The sequence below is a fragment of the Pseudoruegeria sp. HB172150 genome, from assembly GCF_013184805.1.
Lineage (GTDB): Bacteria > Pseudomonadota > Alphaproteobacteria > Rhodobacterales > Rhodobacteraceae > Psychromarinibacter.
Map to the genome: position 1 here is coordinate 109,221 of NZ_JAATNG010000007.1, position 25,628 is coordinate 134,848.

General features: G+C 65.7%; 28 protein-coding genes. 16 read left to right on the forward strand and 12 right to left on the reverse strand.

The features are described 5' to 3' along the window. Positions 1-54: 54 nt before the first annotated feature. Positions 55-552 carry a L,D-transpeptidase gene (locus HCO70_RS22390; RefSeq protein WP_172300309.1) on the reverse strand — a complete coding sequence of 166 codons (498 nt, stop codon included), beginning with the start codon at positions 550-552 and terminating at the stop codon, positions 55-57. Positions 553-659: 107 nt separating this feature from the next. Between HCO70_RS22390 and HCO70_RS22395 the strand changes: the two genes are divergently transcribed. Both HCO70_RS22395 and HCO70_RS22400 read left to right on the forward strand, forming a co-directional pair. Then, a complete protein-coding gene (locus HCO70_RS22395; protein WP_172300129.1) occupies positions 660-854 on the forward strand; it encodes a hypothetical protein in 195 nt (64 codons plus the stop codon). Beyond that, entirely contained in the window at positions 835-2,001 is a 1,167-nt protein-coding gene (locus tag HCO70_RS22400) for a hypothetical protein (RefSeq protein WP_172300130.1), read from the forward strand. Before HCO70_RS22395 ends, HCO70_RS22400 begins: the two co-directional genes overlap by 20 nt. Before the next feature lie 14 nt (positions 2,002-2,015). On the opposite strand, the gene ribA is transcribed toward HCO70_RS22400, so the two are convergent. Continuing rightward, positions 2,016-3,104 (reverse strand): GTP cyclohydrolase II, encoded by a 1,089-nt coding sequence (gene ribA, locus HCO70_RS22405; RefSeq protein ID WP_172300131.1) that lies wholly within the window; start codon positions 3,102-3,104, stop codon positions 2,016-2,018. Positions 3,105-3,248: 144 nt separating this feature from the next. Here ribA and HCO70_RS22410 point away from each other — a divergent pair, with 144 nt between their 5' ends. After that, complete coding sequence (locus tag HCO70_RS22410; protein WP_172300132.1) at positions 3,249-3,935, forward strand: response regulator transcription factor; 687 nt, start codon at positions 3,249-3,251, stop codon at positions 3,933-3,935. Between the two features lie 154 nt (positions 3,936-4,089). On the opposite strand, the gene HCO70_RS22415 is transcribed toward HCO70_RS22410, so the two are convergent. Further along, positions 4,090-4,593, reverse strand: a complete 504-nt coding sequence (locus tag HCO70_RS22415; protein ID WP_172300133.1) for a hypothetical protein — start codon at positions 4,591-4,593, stop codon at positions 4,090-4,092. A 169-nt stretch (positions 4,594-4,762) separates the two neighbouring features. On the opposite strand from HCO70_RS22415, the gene HCO70_RS22420 reads away from it, so the two are divergent. Next, positions 4,763-5,209, forward strand: a complete 447-nt coding sequence (locus HCO70_RS22420; protein ID WP_371742308.1) for a transglycosylase SLT domain-containing protein — start codon at positions 4,763-4,765, stop codon at positions 5,207-5,209. Here the strand turns inward: HCO70_RS22420 and HCO70_RS22425 are convergent. Further along, positions 5,206-6,717, reverse strand: coding sequence for a hypothetical protein (locus tag HCO70_RS22425; protein ID WP_172300135.1), 1,512 nt, complete (start codon positions 6,715-6,717; stop codon positions 5,206-5,208). The two genes, HCO70_RS22420 and HCO70_RS22425, sit on opposite strands and share 4 nt — an antisense overlap. Before the next feature lie 180 nt (positions 6,718-6,897). On the opposite strand from HCO70_RS22425, the gene HCO70_RS22430 reads away from it, so the two are divergent. The 4 genes from HCO70_RS22430 (at position 6,898) to HCO70_RS22445 (ending at position 9,548) form a co-directional block, all read left to right on the forward strand. Beyond that, positions 6,898-7,686 carry an exodeoxyribonuclease III gene (locus HCO70_RS22430; RefSeq protein ID WP_172300136.1) on the forward strand — a complete coding sequence of 263 codons (789 nt, stop codon included), beginning with the start codon at positions 6,898-6,900 and terminating at the stop codon, positions 7,684-7,686. Positions 7,687-7,764: 78 nt separating this feature from the next. Further along, the gene (locus HCO70_RS22435; RefSeq protein ID WP_172300310.1) at positions 7,765-8,688 is read left to right on the forward strand and encodes a co-chaperone YbbN; all 924 of its coding nucleotides are present in this window, start codon (positions 7,765-7,767) and stop codon (positions 8,686-8,688) included. A 27-nt stretch (positions 8,689-8,715) separates the two neighbouring features. Beyond that, positions 8,716-9,360: an LON peptidase substrate-binding domain-containing protein gene (locus HCO70_RS22440; RefSeq protein ID WP_172300137.1), complete on the forward strand. Its 645-nt coding sequence runs from the start codon at positions 8,716-8,718 to the stop codon at positions 9,358-9,360. Next, a complete protein-coding gene (locus tag HCO70_RS22445; protein WP_172300138.1) occupies positions 9,357-9,548 on the forward strand; it encodes a Trm112 family protein in 192 nt (63 codons plus the stop codon). The genes HCO70_RS22440 and HCO70_RS22445 overlap by 4 nt, the downstream gene beginning before the upstream one ends. A 103-nt stretch (positions 9,549-9,651) precedes the next feature. Here HCO70_RS22445 and HCO70_RS22450 read toward each other — a convergent pair whose 3' ends face one another. Continuing rightward, complete coding sequence (locus HCO70_RS22450; protein WP_172300139.1) at positions 9,652-10,902, reverse strand: FAD-dependent monooxygenase; 1,251 nt, start codon at positions 10,900-10,902, stop codon at positions 9,652-9,654. Positions 10,903-10,946: 44 nt separating this feature from the next. Here HCO70_RS22450 and HCO70_RS22455 point away from each other — a divergent pair, with 44 nt between their 5' ends. The 4 genes from HCO70_RS22455 to HCO70_RS22470 all read left to right on the forward strand — a co-directional run bounded on the left by HCO70_RS22455 (position 10,947) and on the right by HCO70_RS22470 (position 17,202). Continuing rightward, the gene (locus HCO70_RS22455) at positions 10,947-12,278 is read left to right on the forward strand and encodes an amidase (RefSeq protein WP_172300140.1); all 1,332 of its coding nucleotides are present in this window, start codon (positions 10,947-10,949) and stop codon (positions 12,276-12,278) included. A gap of 128 nt (positions 12,279-12,406) precedes the next feature. Further along, positions 12,407-13,588: an aminotransferase class I/II-fold pyridoxal phosphate-dependent enzyme gene (locus HCO70_RS22460; protein WP_172300141.1), complete on the forward strand. Its 1,182-nt coding sequence runs from the start codon at positions 12,407-12,409 to the stop codon at positions 13,586-13,588. Between the two features lie 13 nt (positions 13,589-13,601). Then, positions 13,602-16,523, forward strand: a complete 2,922-nt coding sequence (locus tag HCO70_RS22465) for a DNA translocase FtsK (RefSeq protein WP_172300142.1) — start codon at positions 13,602-13,604, stop codon at positions 16,521-16,523. Between the two features lie 73 nt (positions 16,524-16,596). Next, complete coding sequence (locus HCO70_RS22470) at positions 16,597-17,202, forward strand: outer membrane lipoprotein carrier protein LolA (protein WP_172300143.1); 606 nt, start codon at positions 16,597-16,599, stop codon at positions 17,200-17,202. 14 nt (positions 17,203-17,216) lie between these two features. Here the strand turns inward: HCO70_RS22470 and HCO70_RS22475 are convergent, their stop codons facing one another. Then, entirely contained in the window at positions 17,217-17,801 is a 585-nt protein-coding gene (locus HCO70_RS22475; RefSeq protein WP_172300144.1) for a lytic transglycosylase, read from the reverse strand. Between the two features lie 259 nt (positions 17,802-18,060). Here HCO70_RS22475 and hspQ point away from each other — a divergent pair, with 259 nt between their 5' ends. Next, positions 18,061-18,387 carry a heat shock protein HspQ gene (gene hspQ, locus HCO70_RS22480; protein ID WP_172300145.1) on the forward strand — a complete coding sequence of 109 codons (327 nt, stop codon included), beginning with the start codon at positions 18,061-18,063 and terminating at the stop codon, positions 18,385-18,387. A gap of 13 nt (positions 18,388-18,400) precedes the next feature. On the opposite strand, the gene HCO70_RS22485 is transcribed toward hspQ, so the two are convergent. From HCO70_RS22485 to HCO70_RS22500, 4 genes are all read right to left on the reverse strand, one after another. Then, a complete protein-coding gene (locus HCO70_RS22485; RefSeq protein WP_172300146.1) occupies positions 18,401-18,790 on the reverse strand; it encodes a rhodanese-like domain-containing protein in 390 nt (129 codons plus the stop codon). A gap of 12 nt (positions 18,791-18,802) precedes the next feature. Next, positions 18,803-20,389, reverse strand: coding sequence for a gamma-glutamyltransferase family protein (locus HCO70_RS22490; protein ID WP_172300147.1), 1,587 nt, complete (start codon positions 20,387-20,389; stop codon positions 18,803-18,805). Positions 20,390-20,679: 290 nt separating this feature from the next. Further along, positions 20,680-21,147 carry an ATP-binding protein gene (locus HCO70_RS22495; RefSeq protein ID WP_172300148.1) on the reverse strand — a complete coding sequence of 156 codons (468 nt, stop codon included), beginning with the start codon at positions 21,145-21,147 and terminating at the stop codon, positions 20,680-20,682. Between the two features lie 40 nt (positions 21,148-21,187). Then, the gene (locus tag HCO70_RS22500; RefSeq protein ID WP_172300149.1) at positions 21,188-21,535 is read right to left on the reverse strand and encodes an anti-sigma factor antagonist; all 348 of its coding nucleotides are present in this window, start codon (positions 21,533-21,535) and stop codon (positions 21,188-21,190) included. Between the two features lie 170 nt (positions 21,536-21,705). Between HCO70_RS22500 and HCO70_RS22505 the strand changes: the two genes are divergently transcribed. The 3 genes from HCO70_RS22505 (at position 21,706) to HCO70_RS22515 (ending at position 24,064) form a co-directional block, all read left to right on the forward strand. Continuing rightward, positions 21,706-22,167, forward strand: a complete 462-nt coding sequence (locus tag HCO70_RS22505) for a GAF domain-containing protein (RefSeq protein WP_172300150.1) — start codon at positions 21,706-21,708, stop codon at positions 22,165-22,167. Positions 22,168-22,210: 43 nt separating this feature from the next. Continuing rightward, complete coding sequence (locus tag HCO70_RS22510) at positions 22,211-22,855, forward strand: RluA family pseudouridine synthase (RefSeq protein WP_172300151.1); 645 nt, start codon at positions 22,211-22,213, stop codon at positions 22,853-22,855. 177 nt (positions 22,856-23,032) lie between these two features. Continuing rightward, positions 23,033-24,064, forward strand: coding sequence for a LacI family DNA-binding transcriptional regulator (locus HCO70_RS22515; protein ID WP_172300152.1), 1,032 nt, complete (start codon positions 23,033-23,035; stop codon positions 24,062-24,064). 1 nt (position 24,065) lies between these two features. Here the strand turns inward: HCO70_RS22515 and HCO70_RS22520 are convergent, their stop codons facing one another. Together HCO70_RS22520 and HCO70_RS22525 are read right to left on the reverse strand one after the other, a co-directional pair. Next, positions 24,066-24,971 (reverse strand): GGDEF domain-containing protein, encoded by a 906-nt coding sequence (locus HCO70_RS22520; protein WP_305849444.1) that lies wholly within the window; start codon positions 24,969-24,971, stop codon positions 24,066-24,068. 37 nt (positions 24,972-25,008) lie between these two features. Beyond that, positions 25,009-25,521, reverse strand: coding sequence for a methanogen output domain 1-containing protein (locus tag HCO70_RS22525; RefSeq protein WP_172300154.1), 513 nt, complete (start codon positions 25,519-25,521; stop codon positions 25,009-25,011). Between the last annotated feature and the right edge of the window lie 107 nt (positions 25,522-25,628).

Here is a 25,628-nt window from a genome sequence, read left to right on the forward strand (position 1 = left end):
GGGGCGTCCCCATGGAGACAGTTCGTAACCTTTTGCTATCGTTGCAGAACTTCCCTAACGCGATCTTAACCCCGCGGGGACGATGAGCCGCGTGCCCGGTTCCGTCAGCGCTGCGATGCGCAGCAGGTGGTCGCGGCGGAACGCGATGCAGCCCGCCGTGGGATGCCGCGGTTTCCTCCACTGGTGCAGGAAAATGGCCGAACCTTTCCCCGGAACGGCGTCCGGCCAGTTCCAGTCTGTCAGCAGCACGATGTCATACATCGGGTCGGCGCGGCGCAGCTTTTCGTGGCTGAAGCCGTAGGGCGCGCGGACGTGATGGTTGTAGTCCGGCGCGCCGGGATCGTCGGACCACAGGTCGCGCGGACCGATGGCGCGGGCCCAGGGTGCCGGGGCGAGCATCCGGTCGCCGCGATAGAGGCAGCCGGTGATGCGGTGCACACCGGCGGGCGTGGCGCCGTCGCCCTCGCGCTTTTCCGTGGTCACGCCGCCGCGGCCAATCGCGCAGGGAACCGACCATTGTCCGCAGCGAAGTGCCGTTGCACTAAGCACCAGGCAGGGTTTCGAGCCGAACTTCAAGGACTTGGACAGCCAGTTGGTGACGCTGGGCCACGTGGAATGCTAGGATGATTCCGCGTAATCGTAGTTGTGGGGCTATGAACATGAGCGAGAAAGGCGTGCATTGGAACGCAATTGCGGCCATTGCGGCGATCGTGTCAATCCTCGGTGGAATTGCCTATGGAGTCTCGGAATTCTATTTCGGGGCGCGGGTCGCTTCCCCGGCCGATGTCAGAACCGAGGGTGACAACAGCCCCGCGATTGTTGGGAACACCGGCAATGTCAAAATCGGCAATTAGCGTTCTGCTGTTCGTTCTGCTGCTTCCCGTTTCGGTCTTTGCGCAGAACGTCCAGACCAGCGGCGAGTGCAGTCCGGCGGTCGTGGACAATGCCGGGACGATCAGTGTGAACTGCTACATCGACGACGTGCCGCTGGAATCCGTTGTGCGGCAGGGGTTGGCGCAGGAGCTGTTGGAAGCGCTTGAATCCGGTCTGTCCGCCGAGACGATCCTGCAGGGCTTTGTCCTTGGGAATCCGCGCTCTTTGTCCGGGGTCAGCTTTTTCAGGAATGCCGATCCCAAGCAGCTTGCCGCGTTGCTCAATGCCCTGGCCGATCACGTGAACCTCAACAATCGGATCTATTTCCGGGAGGATTCGTTTACGACCCTGTTCCAGCTTGCCGCATCCTCGACGAACGGACAGAGCACCGTCGAGATGGCCAGATTGGGAATGGCCGTGCATGCCCCGCAGCATATCGACGGCGGGGCGCAGGACCGTTTTCTTCTTCCCGAGCTGTTTCCGGTGCTGGACCTTGTGCGGAACGGTTCGGTTTCGGTCCAGGATGCCGACGCGCTTACCGCTCTCTATGCGCTGTCGTTCCCGGTTCCGGGGTTCGAAGCCGGACGTGAAAACACCGACGGCATGCGGGCGGAGCGGGATTTTATCGAAGCGCTCGATCTGCGCCGGAAACTGGTCTCGAGGGTTCCGGACATGCAGGCGCGCGCGCCCTATGATTTCGGAAACGCTGCCGCAATCTGCGAGCTCGCTTCCCGGTCGGACAATTTCGACTGGTGTGCCCGGCTCCGCTCGGTGTCGACGGTCTACCGGAAAGACAGCATGAATGACGGCATGCATTACCCGCTGAGCATCGCCCTGCTGGGCCTGATGAACATCCGGGACGACAACGCGGTATTTCTTGCGCACCACACCCGCGCCTGGGGCGGCATCGGGATGTTCTTTGTCCCAAGGGTCGGCACGAAGTACCGCCTGGGGATGTGGAACTCGGGGTCTGGCGGCGTGCAATGCTGGAGCGAAACGCTGAACGGATACGACAAAAGCTGCTGGCGCTATTATCTTTACGAAGAAGACATATTCGAACCCGGACGGCTGGCAGGCCCGGATGGGTTTCCGGTCTACATTGCAGGTGAGGAAAAGGTCGATTTCTGAGACCCGGCGCCGGGTTACAGAATATGCCCCGACTTTTTCGCCTTGGTGTCGAGGTACTTTTCGTTCAGCGGATTCAGCCCGACCTTCAGCGGCACCCGCTCTACCACGTCGATGCCATGCGACTGCATCATCGCGACCTTGGCCGGGTTGTTGGTCAGCAGCCGGACGCGGGAAAACCCGAGCCGCGACAGGATCTCGGCGCCGATGCGGAAATCGCGCTCGTCATCCTCGAAGCCGAGGCGGTGGTTTGCCTCGACCGTATCGAAGCCCTGATCCTGCAGCGAATAGGCGCGCATCTTGTTGGCCAGGCCGATGCCGCGGCCTTCCTGATTGAGGTAGAGCAGCACGCCGGCGCCCTCGCGCCCCATATGTTCCAGTGCGGCGCGCAGCTGCGGGCCGCAGTCGCATTTGAGGGAACCGAGCAGGTCGCCGGTGAAACAGGCGGAATGCAACCGCGACAGGACCGGCTCGTCGCGCGGCGGGTGGCCGATCTCTACGGCATAATGCTCTTCGGCCCCATCATCGGGACGGAATACATGCAGGCGGCCGGCCTCCGACACCTGCAGCGGCACTCGGGCGGAGATGATCTCTTCCATCTCGTGCGGGCCTTCCAGGACCGGCGCCGCCTCGGTGACGTCAAGGCGCGTCAGGCTGTGGTCCGAGGCGAAACCGGCGCTGCCCGGAAGGTCAACCAGCAGCGCGGCGGGCAATAGGCGGGCGGATTTCACCAGCCGAATGGCGGCACGGTGCAACGTGGCGGCCCCGCCGCGTTCCGAGATATGCGGGCCCTTCATCGGCATGATCAGGTCGTCGGCCGGGTCGGCCATGGCGGCGACCCAGTCGATGCCCGCATCCGGCGGCACCGCGATGCGGGCGAGGTCGCCGTCATAGGCACGGGCCTTCAGCGTCTCGGCCCGCCGAGCCGTGATGGCGAGCACGGGCCGCCCCAGCCCCCGCATTTCAGAGAGCAGCCCGGCATCGAGCGTTTCCGCCGCCGCCGCCAGAGCCGCGCCGTCGGGACCGGTCAGAACCACCGGCAGCCCCAAGCGCAGGTCGCCACGGGCGCGGGCGACTCGTTCCACGATGGAGGGGGCAAGCGGCATAGAGCGGCCTTCGGATGTTACAGTCCGTCTGAAATATGAAACATTTGCTGCGCTGTCGACACGAGCGCGTGAAAAGCTTGCAGCAAATCTTGCAGCCTCGCGACCGAAAGCTCACCTCCCGGTGAAACACACGGAGGCAGTTTCATGTCCAACCTGAAGAAGATCCTGCTGGTCGACGACGAGGAAGACCTGCGCGAGGCGTTGAGCGAACAGCTTGTCATGACCGAGGAGTTCGACGTCTTCGAAGCCGGCAATGGCCAGGAGGCGATGACCAAGGCCAAGGAAGGTCTGTACGACCTGGTGATCCTGGATGTCGGCCTGCCGGATACGGATGGCCGCGAACTGTGCCGGGTGATGCGCAAGCACGGCGTGAAATGCCCGATCATCATGCTGACCGGTCATGACAGCGACAGCGATACGATCCTGGGCCTGGACGCGGGTGCCAACGACTACGTCACCAAGCCGTTCAAGTTTCCGGTGCTGCTTGCACGTATCCGCGCGCAATTGCGCCAGCACGAACAGTCCGAGGATGCCGTATTTCAGCTAGGGCCGTACACATTCAAGCCGGCGATGAAGATGCTGCTGACCGAAGACGAGCGGAAGATCCGGCTGACGGAAAAAGAGACGAATATCCTGAAATTCCTGTACCGTGCGTCTGAAGGCGTGGTGGCGCGCGACGTGCTTCTGCACGAGGTCTGGGGCTACAATGCCGGCGTAACCACCCACACGCTGGAGACACATATCTACAGACTTCGCCAGAAAATTGAACCGGATCCGTCCAATGCCCGCCTTCTTGTCACCGAATCTGGCGGCTATCGTCTTGTAGCGTAGGGTATTCCAGACTACCTTGATTCTCGCTAGGGTGGCATTGTTCCCCTCATGAGATCAGGTGCAAAGATCCCGCGCATGTCCGGGTTATGACATGCAAACCTCCCTGTTGGACTGAGCCCGGGCCTTGTGCCCGGGTCTTTTTTTGTACGGGGCCCTAGTCGGGTTCCGGCAGGTCCAGCGGCGCGGCGCCGCACAGTTCGGGCACCTTGTCGATGGCGGCCTGCGATCCGGACAGCGAGACCGGGTAGATCTTGGCATCCGGGCCGATCCCGAAGATCAGCATGGCACGGCTGCCGGCGCGCAGGGCGGCGAGCAGAGACGCGTCGCGCGCCGGATCGTAGGGCTTGCCGAAATCGTACATTTCCGTGTGTTCCAGCAGCGGCATGAACATCATGCCCACCGTCTTGCCGTCCACGTGAACGGACAGCGGCGGCGCCTCCTGCGCGATCTCGGGGCCCTGGATGGCGACGCGGAACATCAGCTGTCCCTCGGCCCCCGGCAGGCAGGCAAAGGCGAAGCAGAAGAATTCGCCGGTGTCGGCGTCGTCATAGGGACAGACCGCGGCGCCCGCGCCAAGGTCATGGTCAAAGGTTTCCCATCCCTGCGCGGTGGCGGGCGAGGCGAGCAGCATCGAGAGGACGACTGCGAGGCGCGGCATGACGACCGGTCCGGGATTGCCTGTACGACGTCCGGACAGTTTGACAGCAGGCGGACCGGTCCGGTCAAGCGCGGTCGGCGCCGGGCCGCGCATCCGGCATTTCCGCGCTTCCGCCGGGGCGGGCGGCGTGGTTAGGATCGGGATCGATCGGATCGCGGGGAGCTTGATCGTGCGGATAGTTGTATTGCTGGTACTGGCCCTTGCCGTCGCGGGCTGCGGACAGCGCGTGAAACAGCAGGAAATCGCGCTGCACCCGAACGAGACGATCGCGCTGCGGAACCTGATCAACGAATATGCCGATCACTACCAGGTGCCGCGCCCGCTGGTGCACAAGGTGGTGCAGCGCGAAAGCGGCTATGTCCCGACGGCGCGGAACGGCCCCTATATGGGGCTTATGCAGATCCACCCGGTGACGGCGCGGACGATGGGCTATCGTGGCCAGCCGCAGGGGCTGCTCGATGCCGAGACCAACCTCAGATACGCGGTGAAGTACCTGCGCGGGGCCTGGATGGTTTCTGACGGGAACATGGACCGGGCCGTGGGCTGGTATGCCCGCGGATACTATTACGAGGCAAAGCGGCGCGGGCTTCTGGAAGCGACCGGGCTGCGCGGCTAGGCGGCCTTTGCGCGTTCCGCCTTCTGCTTTCGCTGCGCGCGGATGCGGTCGTCCTTGTAATCGATCGACCTGAGGTCGGGCGCGTAGTCCCGGATGATCCGCTTGACCAGCCGCCGGTTCTTGCGGACAGGCGGCTCGACCATCGCGGTCAGGTGGATCAGCCGGCGGTCGTTGAACGGGTTGATCAGGAAATGCCGGTGCTCGCGGATGTACTGGGCGCTGTTGGCATGCGGGACCCAGAGTTCCGCGTGCAGGATGTCATAGATGCGCGGGATCGTTGCGTCGGGAAGCGCGGCCTTCCAAGTCTCGAACCGGTCCTGCCAGAAGGCATAGTGCGGCCCGGAGCTGTCAGGGAGCACGAACAGCGCCGCCAGTGCATGGGCGGTGTCGTGGGGGTTCGACATGACGGCGCGGCTCCAGCGGATGGCGCGGGTCATCTCGGCCACGTTGCCGCGCAGGATCAGGCGGTTATCGGAGATTTGCTGCATGGCGCGGATGCTCTCGGCATCGGCGCTGCTGGGCTCGCAGCCGCCACGCAGGCGGCGTTGGGCGAGGACGGTATCGAAACGATCGCCGGAGAACGCGGTGCGGAAGGCGGCGTCGTCGCGGCTGATGGTCTGCAGGGGAATACCGGTGACTTCGGCGATTTCCTCGGCAGCGGTCAGATCGAAGGTGTTGGACCAGTTGGTCTGGTAGACGAAATAGTCGCGGATCCGGCCCAGATCGTTGCGCATCGTGGCGAGCAGGAGGCGGCTGTCGGTGCCGCCGGTGACGCCCATGGCGCAGGCATGGCGGCCGGTCAGGGCCAGCATGTTGGATTGCAGCTTTGCCCCGATTTCCCGCGCCAGGTGTTTGTGGTTACGTTCCCCGGGATCGAAGGACGTGTCCGGTCCCGGCCAGTGGCGGTGCTCGGTGAAGTCGGCAAGATCGAGGTAATGGTTCGGCGCTGCGCGGCGCACGCGGGCGTCGGCGGTGTGGCCAAAGAGGTAGCGGGTGCGTCCGGCGGCCACCTCGTCGGCCGGCACCTCGGGGTTGTCGGTCAGGTCATCGGTCAGCGCGAGCAGGGTGGAGGCGGCGGCGCGCCGTTCCTGCGGGTTGTAGACGGGACCGAGCGAGGCGGTCGGGTCCGGATAGATCCGCGCGCCCTTGCCCTGCGCCAGCAGCACGACATAGCGCCCGGCGAGTTCGGCGATCTGCGTCTCTACCTGCGTCAGGCAGTCAGCGTCATTCGGCGAGGCGGGCAGCCTGTAGCGCGCGCCCAGCATCCTGCCTTCGGGAGAGATCGCGTAACCCAGCAGCAGGCCCACGGTCTTGCCGCCGGACAGGATCAGCTTCGTCACCGGAAGGTCCGGGCAATGGCTCAGCCGCCAGCCGCCGAGGACCAGAGAGGTCCAGCCACGCGGACCGGAAACGCCGCGCTCGGTAATCGTGTACTGGTAACGGAACACCTTGCGAAACTGCCACCGATTCTGATGGCACTCGCGTTCTGCGAGCGTCTTGCCTGTCATCGCCCCACCCGATGTGTTCTTGATCCCCGAAGGGTTATCCACAGGCTAGGCCGCATGATGACTCCCTGTCAAAGGCAGGCTGGCCGGAGCTGCGCCGTTTGCGGCTTTTCCACAACGGCGTGGTTGAGGCCGCACGGCAGAGCGCCTAAACCTGCCGGACACCCCCGTCAGGAGACTACCATGCCTTTCACGCTCGCCACATGGAATATCAACTCTGTCCGCCTGCGCGAGCCGCTGGTGCTGAAACTTCTGGCAGAGGAGGCGCCGGACATCCTGTGCCTGCAGGAATGCAAGTCGCCGGTCGAGAAGATCCCGGTCGAAGGGTTCCGGTCGCTGGGCTACCAGCACATGGTCGCGCGCGGACAGAAGGGGTACAACGGCGTCGCGATCCTGTCGAAACTGCCGATCACCGATATCGGCGACAAGGATTTCGCGGGGCTCGGTCATGCGCGGCACCTGGCGGTGACGCTGGAGAACGGGGTGACCATTCAAAACTTCTATGTCCCGGCGGGCGGCGACGTGCCCGACCGCGAGGTGAACGTGAAATTCGGGCAGAAGCTGGATTACCTGACCGAGATGCGCGACTGGTTCCACGCGGAGAAGCCCGAAAAGGCGATCCTCGTCGGCGACCTGAACATCGCGCCGCGCGAGGATGACGTATGGTCGCACAAGCAGCTTCTGAAGATCGTCAGCCACACGCCGATCGAGGTGGAACATCTTGGCGAGACGCAGGACGCGGGCGGCTGGGTCGACATCACGCGCAAGGACATCCCCGAGGGGCTGCTTTACAGCTGGTGGTCCTATCGCGCAAAGGACTGGGACGCCGCCGACAAGGGCCGGCGCCTGGATCACGTGTGGGCCACACCCGACATCGCCAATGCCGGCCATTCCAGCCGCGTCCTGCGCGCCGCGCGCGGCTGGGACAAGCCGTCGGACCACGCGCCGGTCTTCGCCAGCTTCGACCTCTAGGGCCAGAGCCCTTGCAACGGTGGAGCCTATGCTCCATCTAACGCAGCGACACGGATGTTAGACGGACGGGATCCCGAGATGCTGGAACTGGGCCAAACTGCCGACGCTGCCGCGCCGGCCGATCTGATCAAGGACGTGACCGAAGAAAGCTTCGTCGCCGATGTCATGGAGGCGTCGAAAGAGGTTCCGGTCATCGTCGATTTCTGGGCGCCGTGGTGCGGCCCGTGCAAGACGCTGGGCCCGCAGCTGGAGGCCGCGGTGACCGCGGCGCGCGGCAAGGTCCGGATGGCCAAACTCAACGTCGACGAGAACCAGCGGCTCGCCGCGGCGCTGGCGCAGCAGGGGCTGCCGCTGCAATCGATCCCGACGGTCGTCGCGTTTTTCGACGGACGCCCGGTGGACATGTTTCAGGGCGCGATCCCGCAATCGCAGATCAAGGAATTCGTCGACCGCGTTGCGGGGATGGCGGGTGACGGCGGGCTTGGCGAAGCGCTGGAAGCCGCCGAGCAGATGCTGACCGACGGCGCCGCGGTGGATGCCGCGCAGACCTTTGCCGCGATCCTCGGCGAGGAGCCGGAGAACGCCGCCGCCTATGGCGGGATGGTGCGTGCGCATGTGGCGATGGGCGACCTGGAACAGGCCGAGGCGATCCTGAACGGGGCGCCGGCGGCGATCTCTGATGCGCCGGAACTGGAAGCGGCCCACGCCCAGATCGAGCTTGCGAAACAGGCGGCGGGCGCCGGCCCGGTGGACGACCTGCGCGCCGCGGTCGAGGCCGACCCTTCGAACCTGCAGGCGCGGTTCGACCTTGCCCAGGCGCTGCATGCCAAGGGCGACGTGCAGGGCGCCGTCGAAGAGCTGCTGGACCTGTTCCGCCGCGACCGCGAATGGAACGACGGCGCCGCCAAGGCGCAGCTTTTCACCATCTTCGAGGCGCTGAAACCGCAGGACCCGATCGCGCTGAACGGGCGCCGGAAACTGTCCTCGATGATATTTGCCTGAGCGGGGCGGCGGGCTAGGTTAGCGGGCATGTTTTCCGCAGCCGATCTGCCCGACATGATCCCGGTGTTTCCGCTTCCCGGGGCGCTTTTGCTGCCCCGGGCGAAGCTTCCGCTGCATATCTTCGAACCGCGCTACCTGGCGATGCTGGACGACACGCTGAAGACGTCGCACCGGCTGATCGGGATGGTGCAGCCCTACGAGACGCCCGGCACCAGCGAGAGCAAGCTGCACCGGATCGGCTGTGCCGGGCGGCTGACCGCGTTTTCCGAAACCGAGGACGGGCGCTACCTGATCACGCTGACCGGGATCTCGCGCTATCGGCTGCTCAAGGAGGTCGAGGGCTTTACTCCTTACCGCCGCTGCGAGGTCAGCTGGGACGGGTTCGACCGCGACCTGGGTACAACCGAGCACGACCGGGAGTTCGACCGCAAGCCGTTCCTGCGGCTGCTGAACCGGTATTTCGACGAACAGAGCCTGAAGACCGACTGGGACGCGCTGGGCGATGCCGACGACGAGCTGCTGATCAACTCGCTGTCGATGCTGTGCCCGTTCGAGCCGGAGGACAAGCAGGCGCTGCTGGAGGCGCCATCGCTGACGACGCGGCGTGAGACGCTGGTGACGCTGATCGAGTTCGCGCTTCGCGGCGGCAACAGCGAGGAGATCATGCAATGAACGACACGCCCCGCAGTCCCGGTTTTGATCGCAAGATGCTGGAGGCGCTGGTCTGTCCGCAGACGCATGCCGTGCTGAGCTACGACGCCGAGAACCAGGAACTGATCTCCAAGGCGGCGCATCTCGCCTTTCCGATCCGCGGCGGCATCCCCGTGATGCTGATCGACGAGGCGCGGCCGCTGGAATAGCGGTGCCGATCCGGGCCCTTCTTCTGGCCGAAAATATCCCGGGGAGCGCGAGGGGCAGAGCCCCTCGCATCTTCAAGTAAAGGATTGCGCCGCAGGCGCTCCGTCAGATGGGGCGGCCCTGCAGCAGGCGCGGGACGTCGCCGGTCACGCCCGCCGCTTCGCGCATCAGGGTGCGGCGCAGGCCGGGCAGCGCGTTGATCACTCCCAGTCCAAGATCGCGGCCCATCCGCAGCAGGGTGTTGTCGTTGGAAAACAGCCGGTTGACCCCGTCGGTGGCCAGCGCCAGCGCGGCGACGTCGAAGCGGCGCCAGCGTTCGTAGCGGTCCAGCACGTCGAGGCGGCCGATATCCTCGCCACGGCGGGCGGCGGTGACCAGCACCTCGGCCAACGCGCCCACGTCCTTCAGCCCGGCGTTCAGCCCCTGCCCCGCCAGCGGATGCACCCGGTGCGCCGCATCGCCGACCAGAGCCACGCGTGGCGCGGCGAAGCGGTGCGCTATGGACAACGGCACGGGATAGGCGAAGCGTTTGCCCTCCAGCCGGAAGTCGCCGAGGTAGTCGCCGATCCGGGGGCGGAGCATGGCGATATAGGCGTCGTCGTCGAGGGTGGAGATGCGGGCCGCGGCGGCCTCGTCCTCGGTCCAGACGATGGAACTGCGGTTGCCTTTGAGCGGCAGGATGCCCAGCGGGCCGGGCGGCATGAAGAACTGGTGCGCGATGCCGTGATGCGGGCGGTCATGGGCGATGGCGCAGGAGAACGAGGTCTGGCTGTAGGACCAGCCCATGCGGCCGATGCCGGCGCGCTGCGCTGTCGGGGAGGCCATGCCGTCGGCGCCGACGATCATCTTTGCGGTCAGGGTTCGGCCGTCGGACAGGGTGACGGTGGCATTCGCCTCGGTCACCTCGTGTCCAGTGACGTCGGTGCCGGTGATCTGAGTGACGTTCGGCGCGGCGTCGAGCGCCTCCTGCAGAGCGCGGCGCAGGTAGCGGTCTTCGAGCATGTAGCCCAGCGGTGATTCCTCGACCTCGGCGCCGTCGAAGAGCAGCGACAGGGGCGAGGGACCTTCGCCCGCGCGGCCGTCGCTGACCTTGATCTGCAGGATCGGCTGGGCGTTGTCGGCGACCGCGTTCCAGATACCGATGGCGCGCAGCAGGCGGGCGGAGGCATGGGCCAGCGCATAGCCGCGCCCGTCGAATTCGGGATCGGTGCGGATGTCGGGGGCGAGGCGTTCCACAAGCGTCACGTCCAGCCCCGCGCCCGCCAACGCGAGGGCAAGGGCCGATCCGTTGAGGCCGCCGCCGATGATCACCGTGTCCATGGGGCGCAATATGCCCCGCCTGCCGGGATTGTCCATGCGCCGCTCTGCCGCTAGCGTCGCGGACGGAACAGGAGGCGCGCATGTCCGACAAATGGCTCTGGATGACGGCGGCAGATCTCGGACGCGGGATCGGCGCCGGGGAGATCGACCCGGTGGCGCTGACCGAGCGGTACCTGTCGGAGATCGCGTCGCACCCGCACCGGGACCGGATCTATGCGCGGCTGACCGAAGAACGCGCGCTGGCGGAGGCGGACGCGGCGGCCAAGCGGGCGGCGCTTGGGCAGCGGCGGTCGCTGCTGGATGGCGTGCCGGTGTCGTGGAAGGACCTGTTCGACACGGCGGGGGTGGGAACAGAGGCGGGATCTGCCCTGCTGGAGGGCCGGGTGCCGGAGACGGATGCGCGGGTGTTGCGGAATGCGACGGCGGCTGGGCTGGTGTGCCTGGGCAAGACGCACATGTCGGAGCTGGCGTTTTCCGGGCTGGGGCTGAACCCGATCACGGCGACGCCGCCCTGTGTCAACGACGAGAATGCGGTGCCGGGCGGATCCTCTTCCGGCGCGGCGGCGTCGGTGGCGTTCGGGCTGGCGGCGGCGGGGATCGGCTCGGACACCGGGGGATCGGTGCGGGTGCCTTCGGTTTGGAACGATCTTGTCGGGCTGAAAACCACGTCCGGGCGGCTTTCACTGGAAGGCGTCGTGCCGCTTTGTGCCCGGTTCGACACGGTCGGTCCGCTCTGCCGGTCGGTGGAGGATGCGGCGGAATTGCTGGCGGTTCTGGAAGGCGGAAAACCCGCCGATCTGCGCGGAGGGACGCTGGAGGGCACGCGGCTGATGGTGCTGGAAACCGGCGCGATGGAGGATCTGCGCGACCAGCCGGCGGCGGGGTTCGGGCACGCGGTCGAGCGGCTGGAAAGCGCCGGTGCCACCGTCGAGTGGCGCGAAATCCCGCTGATCGCCGAGGCGCTGCAGCTGTCGCCGGTGCTTTACGCGACCGAAGCATACGGCACCTGGAAGGACGTGATCGAGGCCGACCCGGACAAGATGTACCCCGAAATACTTGCCAGATTCCGCGGCGGCGCGGCGTTCAAGGGGACCGATTTCGTGCAGGCCTGGCAGAAGCTGGAGGCTTTCCGCGCCGAATGGGCGGACGCGGTGGCGCAATATGATGCGGTGATCATCCCGACGGCCCCCAACATGCCGCCGAATACGGAGCGGCTGCTGGCGGATCACGATTATTACGTGACCGAGAACCTGATGACCCTGCGCAACACGCGGATCGGCAATCTCATGGGATTGCCGGGGCTTACACTGCCCACAGGCATCCCCTCGACCGGGATCCTGTTCATGACACCGGCAGGAACCGAGGAACGGTTGCTGCGCCTGGGTGCCGCTGCGGAAGTCGCGCTGACCTAAATGCCACAATTCGCGGCCTCAAGGTCCGAAAAACGCGGGGATTTTCTAGACCTCGGCGGCATTGGCCGGTAACCTTGCCGTCAATAACGGGGCGTCAATGACCCCGGACCTTGAGGCAACATAGAACGATGACGTTCCCCGAGCGGTTTTCGAACCTGCCTGAATACGCGTTTCCGCGCCTGCGGACGCTGCTGGACGGCCATGCGCCCGGCGGCGAGCCCGTATTCATGTCTCTGGGGGAACCGAAACACGCCTTTCCCGACTGGGTCGGCCGCGTCGTTGCCGAACATGCCCATGAATTCGGGATCTACCCGCCGAATGACGGCTCTCCCGAGCTTCTGAACGCCATCGCCGGTTGGATCGGCCGCCGCTACGGCGTGCCGGTGGCACTGGACCGTCAGATCATGGCGCTGAACGGCACCCGCGAGGGGCTGTTCAACGCGTGCATGGCGCTTTGCCCCGAGGTGTCGAACGGCAAAACGCCGGCCGTGCTGGTGCCGAACCCGTTTTACCAGGTCTATGCCGTTGCCGCGCTGGCCGTGGGCGCCGACCCGGTCTACGTGCCCGCCACCGCCGAAACCGGGTTCCTGCCCGATTATGCCTCGGTCGGAGAGGACATTCTGGCTCGGACCGAGGTGGTCTATTGCTGTTCGCCCGCGAACCCGCAGGGCGTCGTGGCGTCGCGGGAATACTGGGCGCGGCTGATCGAACTGGCCGAACACTACGATTTCCGGATCTTCGCCGACGAATGCTATTCCGAGCTCTACCGCGACACGCCGCCGGTGGGTGCGATGCAGGTCGCCTACGAGATGGGCGCCTCGCCGGAACGCGTGGTGATCTTTCATTCGCTGTCCAAGCGGTCGTCGCTGCCCGGTTTGCGGTCCGGCTTCGTCGCCGGCGGGCCGGAAAGCCTGGCGCGGATCAAGCGCCTGCGCGCCTATGCCGGCGCGCCTCTGGCGCTGCCGCTGCAGCGCGCGGCGGAACGGCTGTGGGCCGACGAGGAGCATGTCGAGGTCAATCGCGCGCTCTATCAGGACAAGTACAAGCTGGCCGACGAGATCTTTGCCGGCGTGCCGGGCTACATGCCGCCGGAGGCCGGGTTCTTCCTTTGGCTGCCGGTCGAGGACAGCGAGACGGCAACGCTGAAGCTTTGGACCGAGACCGGCGTGCGGGTTCTGCCCGGCGCCTTTCTTGGCCGCGACACCGGGACAGGCAACCCGGGCGCAGGATTTATCAGGGTCGCGATGGTGGCCCCAATTGAAGAAATGCAGCGCGCGCTGATCCAGCTGCGCGACTGCCTATTCGGGTGAGGACGAGCTACGCATGGCATCATATCAGGTCAGACAACGCGAGCGGCTGTTCGACAGCAAGACGCAGGCGGCGCTGGAAAAGCGCAGCAAGGAGCTGCTGGGCGTCGCGCTGATCGTTCTGGGTGTTCTGACGGCGATGATCCTGGGGTCCTACGTGCCCGACGATCCGTCGTGGATGGCCGCAACCGACGAGCCCGCGCAGAACCTGCTGGGGCGCTTCGGCGCCTCCATCGCCTCGCCGCTGTTCATCATCGTGGGCTTTGGCGCATGGGGCTTTGCGCTGGTCTTCCTGGCTTGGGGCGTGCGTTTCGTGACCCATCGCGGGTCTGACCGCGCGCTGCCGCGGGTGATCTTTGCGCCAATCGCGATCGCGCTGGCGTCGGTCTATGCCTCGACCCATGTGCCGACCAGCGAGTGGACGCATTCCTTCGGGCTGGGTGGCCTGTTCGGCGACACGGTTCTGGGCGCGATTCTGGGCGTTGTGCCTGTCTCTGCCACCTTTGGTCTGAAGGTGCTGGCGGTCGCGATGGCGCTGGCCGCGCTGGGAATGGCGCTGTTCGTGCTGGGCTTCACCACGGCGGAACTGCGGGCGATCGGGCGGTTCATGGTGGTCAGCCTTGTCGTGGCCTATGCGAACCTGATGACGTTGCTTGGCGTAGGTGCGCGCGGCGTGGTGCGCGGCGCGTCGGCGGTGAACGCGGCCCGGATGGAGCGGGCGGAACGCCGCCGCCTTGCCGCCGAGCAGGCCGCCGATGAAGAAGCCGCCATGGCCGCGGAAATGGAGATCGCGCCGCGGATGTCGCGTAGCGAGCCGCTGGTCGCGCGGCGGCCGGTCCATGGCCGCGTGCAGGAACCCGAGTTCGAGATCGATCCGGCGCCCGCGCCTGTGCCCGAGGGCAAATCCGGCCTGCGCCTGCGCCTGCCCGGCCTGATGAAGCGCGTGCCGGAACCGGAGCTGATCGAACAGCCGGACGCGATGGACGAGCCCGACTTTGCTGAGACCGACGACCGCATCAAGGCGAAGATCGCCGACGTGATCCGCAACCGTGTGCGGCAGACGCCTGTGATGCAGCTGAACCGTCCGGAGCCGCCGGTAGAACGCCCGCGCGGGCCGAAGCCGATGATGCTGAACAATCCGAACCCGGTCTACGGAAAGGCGCGTGACGCGGCACCGGAGCCGGAAGCGGGCCACGAGATGCCCTATGCGATGCCGCAGGATATCGAGGTCTATGATATCGACGACGACGAGGATTACGCCGCCGAGGCCGAAGCGGCGGAAATCTTCCATCGTGCGGATCCGTATACGCAGGAAGAGCCCGCCCAGCGCGCGGTGGTTCAACACGCGCCGAAGAAACCGGTGCAGCCGTCGCGGCAGGCGCAGGCAGAGGCGCAGCCGCAGCTTCAGTTCGAGGATCGGGGCGTCGCCTACGAACACCCGCCGCTGTCGCTGCTGACCAGCCCGTCCAACATCGAGCGTCATGTGCTGGCCGACGAGGCGCTGGAGCAGAACGCGCGGATGCTGGAAACCGTACTGGACGATTACGGCGTGAAGGGCGAGATCGTGTCGGTCCGCCCCGGCCCGGTCGTCACCATGTACGAGCTGGAACCGGCGCCGGGCCTCAAGGCATCGCGGGTGATCGGCCTGGCCGATGACATCGCGCGGTCGATGTCGGCGCTGTCGGCACGGGTTTCCACGGTGCCGGGCCGCTCGGTGATCGGGATCGAACTGCCGAATGCGAACCGCGAGAAGGTCGTGCTGCGCGAGATCCTGTCGGCGCGCGATTTCGGCGACAGCAACATGCGGCTGCCTCTGGCGCTGGGTAAGGATATCGGCGGCGGCGCGGTCGTCGCGAACCTCGCCAAGATGCCTCACCTGCTGATCGCGGGGACCACCGGTTCCGGTAAGTCGGTGGCGATCAACACGATGATCCTGTCGCTGCTGTACCGGCTGACGCCGGAAGAATGCCGGCTGATCATGATCGACCCGAAGATGCTGGAGCTGTCCGTCTACGACGGCATCCCGCACCTGCTGTCGCCCGTCGTCACCGACCCGAAAAAGGCCGTCGTGGCGCTGAAATGGGTCGTCGGCGAGATGGAAGAACGCTACCGCAAGATGTCCAAAATGGGCGTGCGGAACATCGAGGGCTATAACGGCCGTGTCGAGGACGCGAAGTCGCGCAACGAGATGTTCAGCCGCACGGTGCAGACCGGATTCGACGACGAGACCGGCGATCCGGTCTTCGAGACAGAGGAATTCCTGCCCGAGAAGCTGCCCTATATAGTGGTCATCGTCGACGAGATGGCCGACCTGATGATGGTCGCCGGCAAGGAGATCGAAGCCTGCATCCAGCGTCTGGCACAGATGGCGCGGGCCTCTGGCATCCACCTGATCATGGCGACGCAGCGGCCTTCGGTCGACGTCATCACCGGTACGATCAAGGCGAACTTCCCGACCCGGATCTCTTTCCAGGTGACTTCGAAGGTCGACTCGCGGACGATCCTGGGCGAGCAGGGCGCCGAACAGCTACTGGGCATGGGCGACATGCTGTACATGGCGGGCGGCGCCAAGATCACCCGTGTCCACGGCCCCTTTGTCAGCGACGAGGAAGTCGAGGAGATCGTGAACTACCTCAAGACCTTCGGGCCGCCGGATTATGTCGGCGGCGTCGTGGAAGGACCGGCCGACGATCAGGAAAGCGATATCGACCTGGTGCTGGGCCTTGGCGGCAATACCGATGGCGAGGATGCGCTTTATGATCAGGCCGTGCAGGTGGTGATCAAGGACCGCAAATGCTCGACCTCGTACATCCAGCGCAAGCTGGCCATCGGCTATAACAAGGCCGCGCGGCTGGTGGAGCAGATGGAGGACGAAGGTCTGGTCTCTGCCGCGAACCACGTCGGCAAGCGCGAGATCCTGGTGCCGGAGCAGCAGTAGGGGCTTCGGCAATTCTCTGCAAAGTGATGCGGGGAGAGGTGCAATCCGCGCGATCCGGCGCTACATGCGGATCATGAAATACTTGCGCCTCCTCCTTATGCCGCTGTTGCTTGCCGCCACGCTGCAGCCAGCCGCCGCCGCGGAAAAACTGTCGCTGAACGCGATTTCCCGCTATCTCAACGATCTGACGACGGCGCAGGGCCGGTTTACCCAGATCAACGAAGACGGCACGATTGCGACCGGCAACATCTATATCAACCGTCCCGGCCGGATCCGCTTTGAATACGATCCGCCGGAAAAGACGCTGGTGATGGCCGGCGGCGGGCAGGTGGCGGTGTTCGACGGCAAGTCGAACCTGCCGCCGGAGCAGTACCCGATCAAGCGCACGCCGCTGAACCTGATCCTTGAAAGGAACGTCGATCTGAACCGCCGCAACATGGTGGTCGGCTACGATTTCGACGGTACGGCGACATCTGTCCTGGCCCAGGATCCCGAAAACCCGGAATACGGCAACATCCGCCTGAAATTCACCGGACCGCCGGTCGAGCTGCGGCAGTGGATCGTGACCAGCGGCGACGGCACCCGGACCACCGTGACGCTGAACGATATGAAGACCGGCGGCGGCGTGCCCGCGCGGCTGTTCGCGATCCCTCAGGAACTGGAAGCCCGCGGGTTCTGAACCGGGCCCCGGCCCTATCTGCGGCAGCGGTTGAGCTGAATCTCGTAAACCAGCGCGCGGTCCTGGACCCGGTCCGCGTAGGCCAGCAGCCAGGACTTGCGGTTGTGGCTTCCCCGGGCAAAGCCGGCGCGCCCCTCGTGATAGGCGAGATACTGGTTGCGGGCGTCGAGCTTGGAAATACGCAGGTCGCGCGCGCTTTCGTTCAGATACCAGCCGATGAAATCGGTGGCGTCACGGATATCGTCGCGCTTTGCCCGCCGCTTGCCCGGACCGTTCTGGTATTCCTCCCACGTGGCGTCTAGCGCCTGGGAATAACCGTAGGCCGAGCTTTGCCGTCCCATCGGAATGACGCCCAGCGCGAACTGCAGCGGTGTGCGCGCGTCGCCCTCGAATTTCGATTCGTGGTAGATGATCGACATCTGGACGTGCACGGGCACGCCCCAGCGCCGCTCGGTCCGGTCGAACGCCTTCTTGAAATCCGGACGTTGCCGCAAGATCGAACATGCGTCATCCAGGTGGCGCGGCGGCCGGACGCTCCCGCCGCCGCCGCATGACGCGACGAAAGCCAGGAGTATGAGTACTCGGAGGGCCCTGCTCATCTGCCCCTCTGTTTCTTATTTTATCCACAGGTATATCCGAAACTTACGGGCGTTGAAACGGCAATTCCGACAGCGCAGATAACAAATCCGCGGGCTTGCCGTTTTCCGCCGCGCCGCAGCGACGGGCAGGCTGCCCCGCGGGGCGGCAGGCCGACTGTCGGACACGGCTTCACACACTGTTTCCCCGAATTTCCGGGCAACTGCGTGGACAACACCCGCCGGTTTTGTCTAGGAACAAGGGTAACGGGGGCGAATTACTATGTTTAAGACACGCGCTAAATACGCATTAGGACAGGTTGTCCGTCATAAAAAACACCCTTTTCGCGGTGTTGTTTTTGATGTTGATGCGATGTTTTCCAATACTGAGGAATGGTACCGGGCAATTCCGGAGGACAGCCGTCCCGCGAGGGACCAGCCGTTCTATCATCTTCTGGCTGAAAACGATAACAGCTATTACGTTGCTTATGTTTCGGAACAGAACCTGGTGGCCGATTATTCAGGCGAACCTGTGGATCATCCCGACCTGCCCGACCTGTTCGGGGATTTCGAGGATGGGCACTATCCGCTGCAGGTGCAGCTGAACTGAGCCGCGGTGCGGCTCAGCCTTCCTTGTCGACTGGCAGCCCGGCCTCGCGCCAGGCGCTGAACCCCCCCTGCATCTCGGCGATGTTGTCGGCGCCCATCTGCTGCAGCTGATCGGCTGAAATGGCCGAGCGCCAGGAACTGGCGCAGAACAGCACCAGCGTCCTGTCGGTCGCCAGCGGCGGCTTGTGATAGGGCGAGGCGGGGTCGATCCAGAATTCCAGCATGCCGCGCGGCGCGTGGAAGGCGCCGGGAATGCGACCGTCGCGCTGCAGTTCGCGGATGTCCCGGATGTCGACGAGAAGGATCTCTCCGGCCTCGGCCTGCTGCTGCGCCTCCTCGACCGAGAGGCTGCGGATGCGGTTCTTGGCCTCGGCGACGAGTTCCTTGACGGGGCGAAGCGGCATGGTCTGTCTCCTTCAGTAGCCCAGCGCGCAGCCGTCCTTGCGCGGGTCGGACCCGCCCTCGAGCACGCCGATATCGTGGTGGATGCGGATCGCCTGGGCGCCGCCGATGCCGACGGGCGCGCGGGTGATGTCGTGCCCCTTGTCGGCCAGCGCCTGGCGGACCGCGTCGGTATATCCATCCTCGACCTCCAGCGCGCCGCCGGGGCGGGAGAACAGGCGCGGGCCGTCGATGGCGGCCTGCGGGTCCATCCCGAAATCCACCATGTTCGACAGGAACCGCGCGTGGCCGCAGGACTGGTACTGTCCGCCCATCACGCCGAAGGCGGTATCGAGCCGCCCATCGCGCCGCAGCATTCCGGGAATGATCGTGTGCATCGGGCGTTTGCCGCCCGCCGCCTCGTTCGGATGACCCGCCTCCAGCGTGAACCCGGCGCCGCGGTTCTGTAGCAGGATGCCGTATTTCTCCGACGCGATGCCGGAGCCGAAGCTGTGGAAGATCGAGTAGATCAGCGACACCGCCATGTGGTCACGGTCGATGACCGTGATGTAGATCGTGTCCTTGTGGACCGCTTCCGACAGCGCGGCCGGGTTCGGCGCGGCCTTGCCGGGGTCGATCAGAGCCGCGAGTTTCTTCGCCGTGGCCGGGTCCAGCATATGGGCCAGCCGGGTCATGTGATCGGCATCGGCCATGAAGCGGTTGCGCGCGTCGTAGGCCAGTTTCGACGCCTCGGTCTCGATATGCGCGCGCTGCGCGCCGAATGGGTCGAGGGAGGCGAGGTCGAACTCGGAGAGGATGTTGGCGAGCAGGATGGCAGTGGCGCCCTGACCATTGGGCGGATGCTCCACGAGGTCCGTGCCGCGATAGTCGCCGCTCACCGGATCGCCGTAGTCGCAGGCGGTGGCCGCGAAATCCTCCAGCGTGTGGCAGCCGCCCAGAGCGGTGAGCGCGGCGACCATGTCCTCTGCCACCTCACCTTCGTAGAAACCGGCTCGGCCCCCGACTGCGATCCGGCGCAGCACCTCGGCCTGGCGCGGATGGCGGAACAGGATGCCCGGGCGCGGCGGCTTGCCGTCCTTGCACAGGTAGTATTTCCGGGCTTCGCCCTGCAGGTCGCCTGCGGCTTCGGCCCAGTCCAGCGCCACGCGCGGCGCGACGGGCACGCCGGCCTCGGCATAATGGATCGCCGGGGCCAGTACTTCGTCCAAGCCCTTCAGGCCGAAATCGTCCGACAGGCGGCAGAAGGCGTCGATGGCGCCGGGTATGGTGACGGCCTCGGGCCGGTCCAGCGGGATGGTGGTAAGGCCCGCCTCGCGCATCGCTTCGGCGGACAGTGCGGCGGGTGCGCGGCCCGACCCGTTCAGCGCAACGATCCGCTCGTCCCCGGCTGGCTTGACCAGTGCGAAACAGTCGCCGCCGATGCCGGTCATCTGCGGTTCGCAGATGCCCAGCAGCACCGCGCCCGCAATCGCGGCGTCGACCGCGTTGCCACCCTGTTCGAGTATCGAGACGGCGGCTTTGGCCGCAAGCGGATGCGAGGTGGCGCAAAGGCCGTTCTCGGCGAAGACCGGCGAACGGCCGGGACGTTGGAAAGTGCGCATGGGGCTCCCTGCTGGCTGCGCCGTAAGCTAATGCGCAATCCGGGCGGGGGAAACCGGGTTTCGAGGGCCTGATCTGTCGGAAGGATCGAACCCGACGCCGCGCACTGGGTGGGGGCTATGACGGCGCGGCGCCGGGTGAAGCCATGCAGCTACAGGTTCCTTGTCGCCCGGCAACCGGGCCGGCGTTGGACCGTCGCGGGGTAATTTCAGGGCATCGGGCTGCAAATGGCACGCGGTTGCCGCAAGTGTTAATGCCGCGCTTCCGATCCGCCGCGCGCCGGGCCGGCGCATCAGCCCGGCTCCGCGCGGACATCTCCGGCCGCGCAGCGCCGTGCGGGCCTGTCGTTGCCATCCTCTTCGCGTATCTCGACGCACAGGCAGTTGCAGCCGTCCCGTCGACAGTAATCCAGCCGATGCGTCAGGCTGCGGATCAGGTACCAGCCGAACCCGCCCTCGGGCAGTTCCTCTGTTGTCTCGGGAATTTCCGGCGCCAGCCCGCAGGGCGCTGCGCCGCCGGGCATCGGCCCGCCATTATCGCGCACCAGCAGGATTACGGCTTTGTCCGAAGCATGCGACACAACCTCGATCTCGCCATCGTGCCCGCCGGCAAAGCCGTGTTCCACCACGTTGGTCAGAACCTCCGCCGCCACCAGTTCCGCCCGCATCAGCAGTGGCCCGCTCGCCCCGCCGCCGCGCCAGCCCTCTGTCAGCTGTTCGATTGCGCGCCGCACATCCCGCAACAGCGGCTTCAGCCGCAAGCTCTCCGCCTCCGGCAGGCAACCATTCGCAGGGCAGCCCTCAGGACGCATCCGTCGCAGCGCCGCCACAGGCGCTGGCCACGTCGGCATGGATCGGAAAGACGCTGTCCATCTTGGTCAGGCTGAACACCTTCTCGACAATCGGCGTCAGGCCGGCGAGTTCCAGAAGCCGATCCGGCGCGAGATGCTTCATCGCCGCGACGATGGCGCCAAGGCCGCTGCTGTCCACGAAATCGACCTGGCTGAGGTCGAGCAGCACACGCGGCGGCACCTCGACCGCCATTTCGCGGAACATGTCCTTGAACTCCACGGCCACCGCCGCGTCGATCCGGGGTTCGCATACCCGGATCACCAGTATCTCGCCGATGGCATCCGCCTGCAGGTTCACGGGGCACCTCCTGATTGGCACGCGGTATAGATTAGAGCGCAATTCTTACCATTGCGTATCCGGCGCCCAGTGGCTCTGGACCCTTCTTCTGGCTGGAAATATCCTCGGGGGGCCACCCGCAGGGTGGCGGGGGCAGACAGCCCCCTCTCCGGCCAGCCAAGGAGCGCGGAATGCGGATCGACTATCCGGCGATATCGAAGACCATCGCCTCGCTGACCGAAGGCGAGACCGACGCGGTCGCGCTGATGGCCACTGTGGTCTGCGAGCTGCACCATGCGGATGACCGGTTTGACTGGACCGGGTTTTACCGCGTGACAGAGCCGGGGATGCTGAAGATCGGGCCGTATCAGGGCGGTCACGGCTGCCTTGTGATCCCGTTCGACCGAGGCGTGTGCGGCGCGGCGGCGCGGACCGGCGAGGTGCAGCTGGTGCCCGACGTGGAAGCCTTCCCGGGACATATCGCCTGCGCCAGTTCCACCAAGTCGGAAATCGTGCTGCCGGTCTGGAACCGCAGCGGCGAGCTGATCGCGGTGCTGGACATCGACAGCGACCGGCCCGACGCCTTCGATGAGACCGACGCGCGCGAACTGGCGACGATCCTTGGTGCGGTCTTCGCCGGCCAGATCGGCTGAGCCCCCGGTTGCCTGCCGCCCGGGTTCCGGCTAGGGCCGGGGCATGGATGCCTACAATCCGCCCGACGTGCCGCTGGAGGTACTGCATGCCGATCACGAGATCCTCGTGGTGGACAAACCGTCGGGCCTGCTTTCGGTACCCGGCAAGGGGGAACACCTGTCCGACTGCCTGCTGACGCGGGTGCAGGCGGCCTTTCCCGAGGCGCTGCTGGTACACCGGCTGGACCGCGACACATCCGGCGTGATGGTCTTTGCCCTGACGCAGCCGGCGCAGCGGCATCTGGGGCTGCAATTCGAGAAGCGGCAGTTGAAAAAGACTTATGTCGCCCGTCTCTGGGGCCGGCTGGAGCCGAAGACCGGCACAGTGGACCTGCCGCTGATCGTGGACTGGCCGAACCGGCCGCTGCAGATGGTGGACCACGAGAACGGGCGCCCGGCGCAGACCGACTGGCGCGTGCTGCGCTACGAGGATCAGACGACGCGGGTGCGGCTGATGCCGCATACCGGGCGCAGCCACCAGCTGCGGGTTCATATGCGCGAACTGGGGCATCCGATCCTTGGGGATCCGTTCTATGCCACCGGGGAGGCGCGGGACTTTCCGCGGCTGATGCTGCATTCGGAGAGCCTGCGGCTGCGGCATCCGGACGGCGGCGCCGGCGTGACGTTCAAGGCGAAGGTGCCGTTTTAGGCGGGACGCGCGTTAGTCAGCGGCCGCGCCTTCGAGGCCCCGACCCCGGGCCCGCAGCCGGCGCCCGGTCCGGTCGCCTGCTTTGTCACACTTCCCCCGCGATCGCGCGGCGCCGTCTTGATAATTTCCCGGTTCTGCCGCTAACCTCAGGCAGTCCCCGCGTTCGGAGAGGTATCTGTGTCCAACGACGACATCGCGAATGCAAACCGCCCCTTGACCCTGCGCGACGTTTCCCTTGCCTCCGGTGTCAGCGAAATGACCGTCAGCCGGGTGCTGCGCAACCGCGGCGATGTGAGCAAGGCGACGCGGGAAAAGGTTCTGCAGGCGGCGCGGGACCTCGGATATGTTCCCAACAAGATCGCCGGCGCGCTGGCCTCGCAGCGGGTGAACCTTGTGGCTGTGATCATCCCATCGCTGCAGAACCTGGTGTTCCCGGAGGTGCTGTCAGGCGTGTCCGAGGTGCTGGACGAAACGCCGCTGCAGCCGGTGGTCGGCGTGACCAACTACAAGCCCGAGCGCGAGGAAAAGGTGCTGTACGAGATGCTCTCGTGGCGGCCCTCCGGCGTGATCCTGGCCGGGCTAGAGCATTCCGATGCCAGCCGCGCGATGCTGATGGCGGCACGGATCCCGATCGTCGAGATCATGGATACCGACGGCGAACCGGTCGACGCGATGGTCGGCATTTCGCACCGCCGTGCGGGCCGTGAGATGGCGAAGGCGATCGTGACGCAGGGCTACAAGAAAATCGGCTTTCTCGGCACCAAGATGCCGCTGGATCACCGCGCGCGGAAACGCTTTGAAGGGTTCACCGAGGCGCTGGCCAAGGAAGGGCTGGAGGTTGCGGACCAGGAATTCTACGAAGGCGGATCGGCTCTGGTGAAGGGGCGCGAGATGACCGAGACCATCCTCACCCGCTCTCCGGATCTTGATTTCCTTTATTACTCCAACGACATGATCGGCGCCGGCGGGCTGATGTACTGCCTCGACAAGGGCATCGACGTGCCCGGGCAGGTCGGGCTTGCCGGTTTCAACGGCGTACGCCTGCTTGACGGGCTGCCGAAGCGGCTGGCCACGATGGATGCCTGCCGCGCCGAGATCGGGCGCGAGGCGGCGCGGATCGTCGCGGAACGCGCCGAGGCAGAGGATGGCGGCGGCGAGCGGATCGTTCTGACGCCGACGCTGCAGCTGGGCGACACGCTGAAGCGATAGCTCAGGCGCGCCGGCTCTGACGTGGTCCGCGCACGGCGGCGGCGCGCTTGTCCAGGTACATTCGGCTGTTGGCGATTCGAATCAGGGACTCAACATCGGTGGTATCCTCGGGCGCCCGTGCAATCCCCAGCGATACACCGACGCATACCGTGATGTCGCCCGAAGCAGCGCTTTGCAACGGGATCGGCGGGCGGATACTGGCGGCGATCCGTTCCGGAACGGCGGGATCGAACGCAGCCGTCCCGGGCTTCAGCCAGACCGCGAATTCATCGCCACCGAGCCGGGCGACGATGTCGGTGTCGCGCACCGCGTCGCACAGCCGCTGCGCGACGACCGCAAGCACCGCATCCCCGGCCGCATGTCCGTGGCGGTCGTTGACCTTCTTGAACCCGTCGAGATCCAGGTAGACCATAACGCCGCGCGGGTCGTGCCCCCGAAGCGCGGCGCCGACCATCCGTTCGAACGCCATGGCGTTGTAAAGCCCGGTCCTGCCGTCGCGATGAGCCGCGTATTCCAACCGCTCCGCCTCGGATTCCAGCCTTAGCCGCTGGTTTTCGCTTATGCGAAGCGATGTCTTCAGGCGCGCAGCTTCCCGCCGGTGCACCAGACGGTCGCCGAGGCTCGCAGTTTCGGGATCTGCCTGCAGGATCAGGTATGAGTCACCATGGCGCAGCCCGGACAGGCGGAACGGCCGCAACGCGCCGCCGACTATCAGCGGGGCCGTCTGCGGGACGGTGCTGCGCAGCGCGCGCTCCATCCTGTGGCGCAGACCGTGGTCGTCGCCGCCCAGCAGGTCAGGCAGACACGCCCCCTCGACACAGCCGTCGGGCAAATGCCGCGGTTCGGCGCTGCGGCTGAGGGCGACGACCGTACCGGCCCGATCCAGGAGGACCGTTGGCAGTGGCATCGCGCCAATCAGCGCCCGCAGCAGTCCGACGTCACGATCACTCAGCGAAGAATTCGTACCCGTCCTGGCATTCATCACGCTTCAACCGCACCTCTACCCGGCAGGCCGGGTGCCCCAACGCAATTGCCTTGTCGATCCGTACCGCCGCATAGCCGGTGGCACGGGCGGCAACGGTCCCGAAGACGGTGGTCGTCATCATGCAAAGCGACGGGCGCCCGCGCACTCTGGTCGCAAACGGGCAGCGCAGGTTGGTCAGGACGATTTCATCCTCGGTCACCGACTCGACACGGAAGTCTCCGCCGATCCGGCGTTTGAGGTCTACGAGGACCTCCGCCACCTGCTCCCCGGTCCAGGCCCGCGTGCCGATGGCATCGGTGTACTGTTCGCTGATGCCCTCGCCGATCTCGGACCCGACCTCGGAAATGAAGGTCGACGCGCCCTTCAATCCGACCGAGTCCTCCAGCCCGCCGGCAAGCGAGCAGAGCGTATCCGCAAAAAACGTTTCCTGCCCCAAAGGCAGATCCAGGGTTTCGACAACTTGCTGATGCATGACGGATCACTCCTTCGCCCCATGGGCGCAGTGTGGGCGAGGAGTCTTTAGATCGCCTTAACGAATCTTGCCAAGTGCCGCTGTGGACAAGCCACGGCCTATTCTGT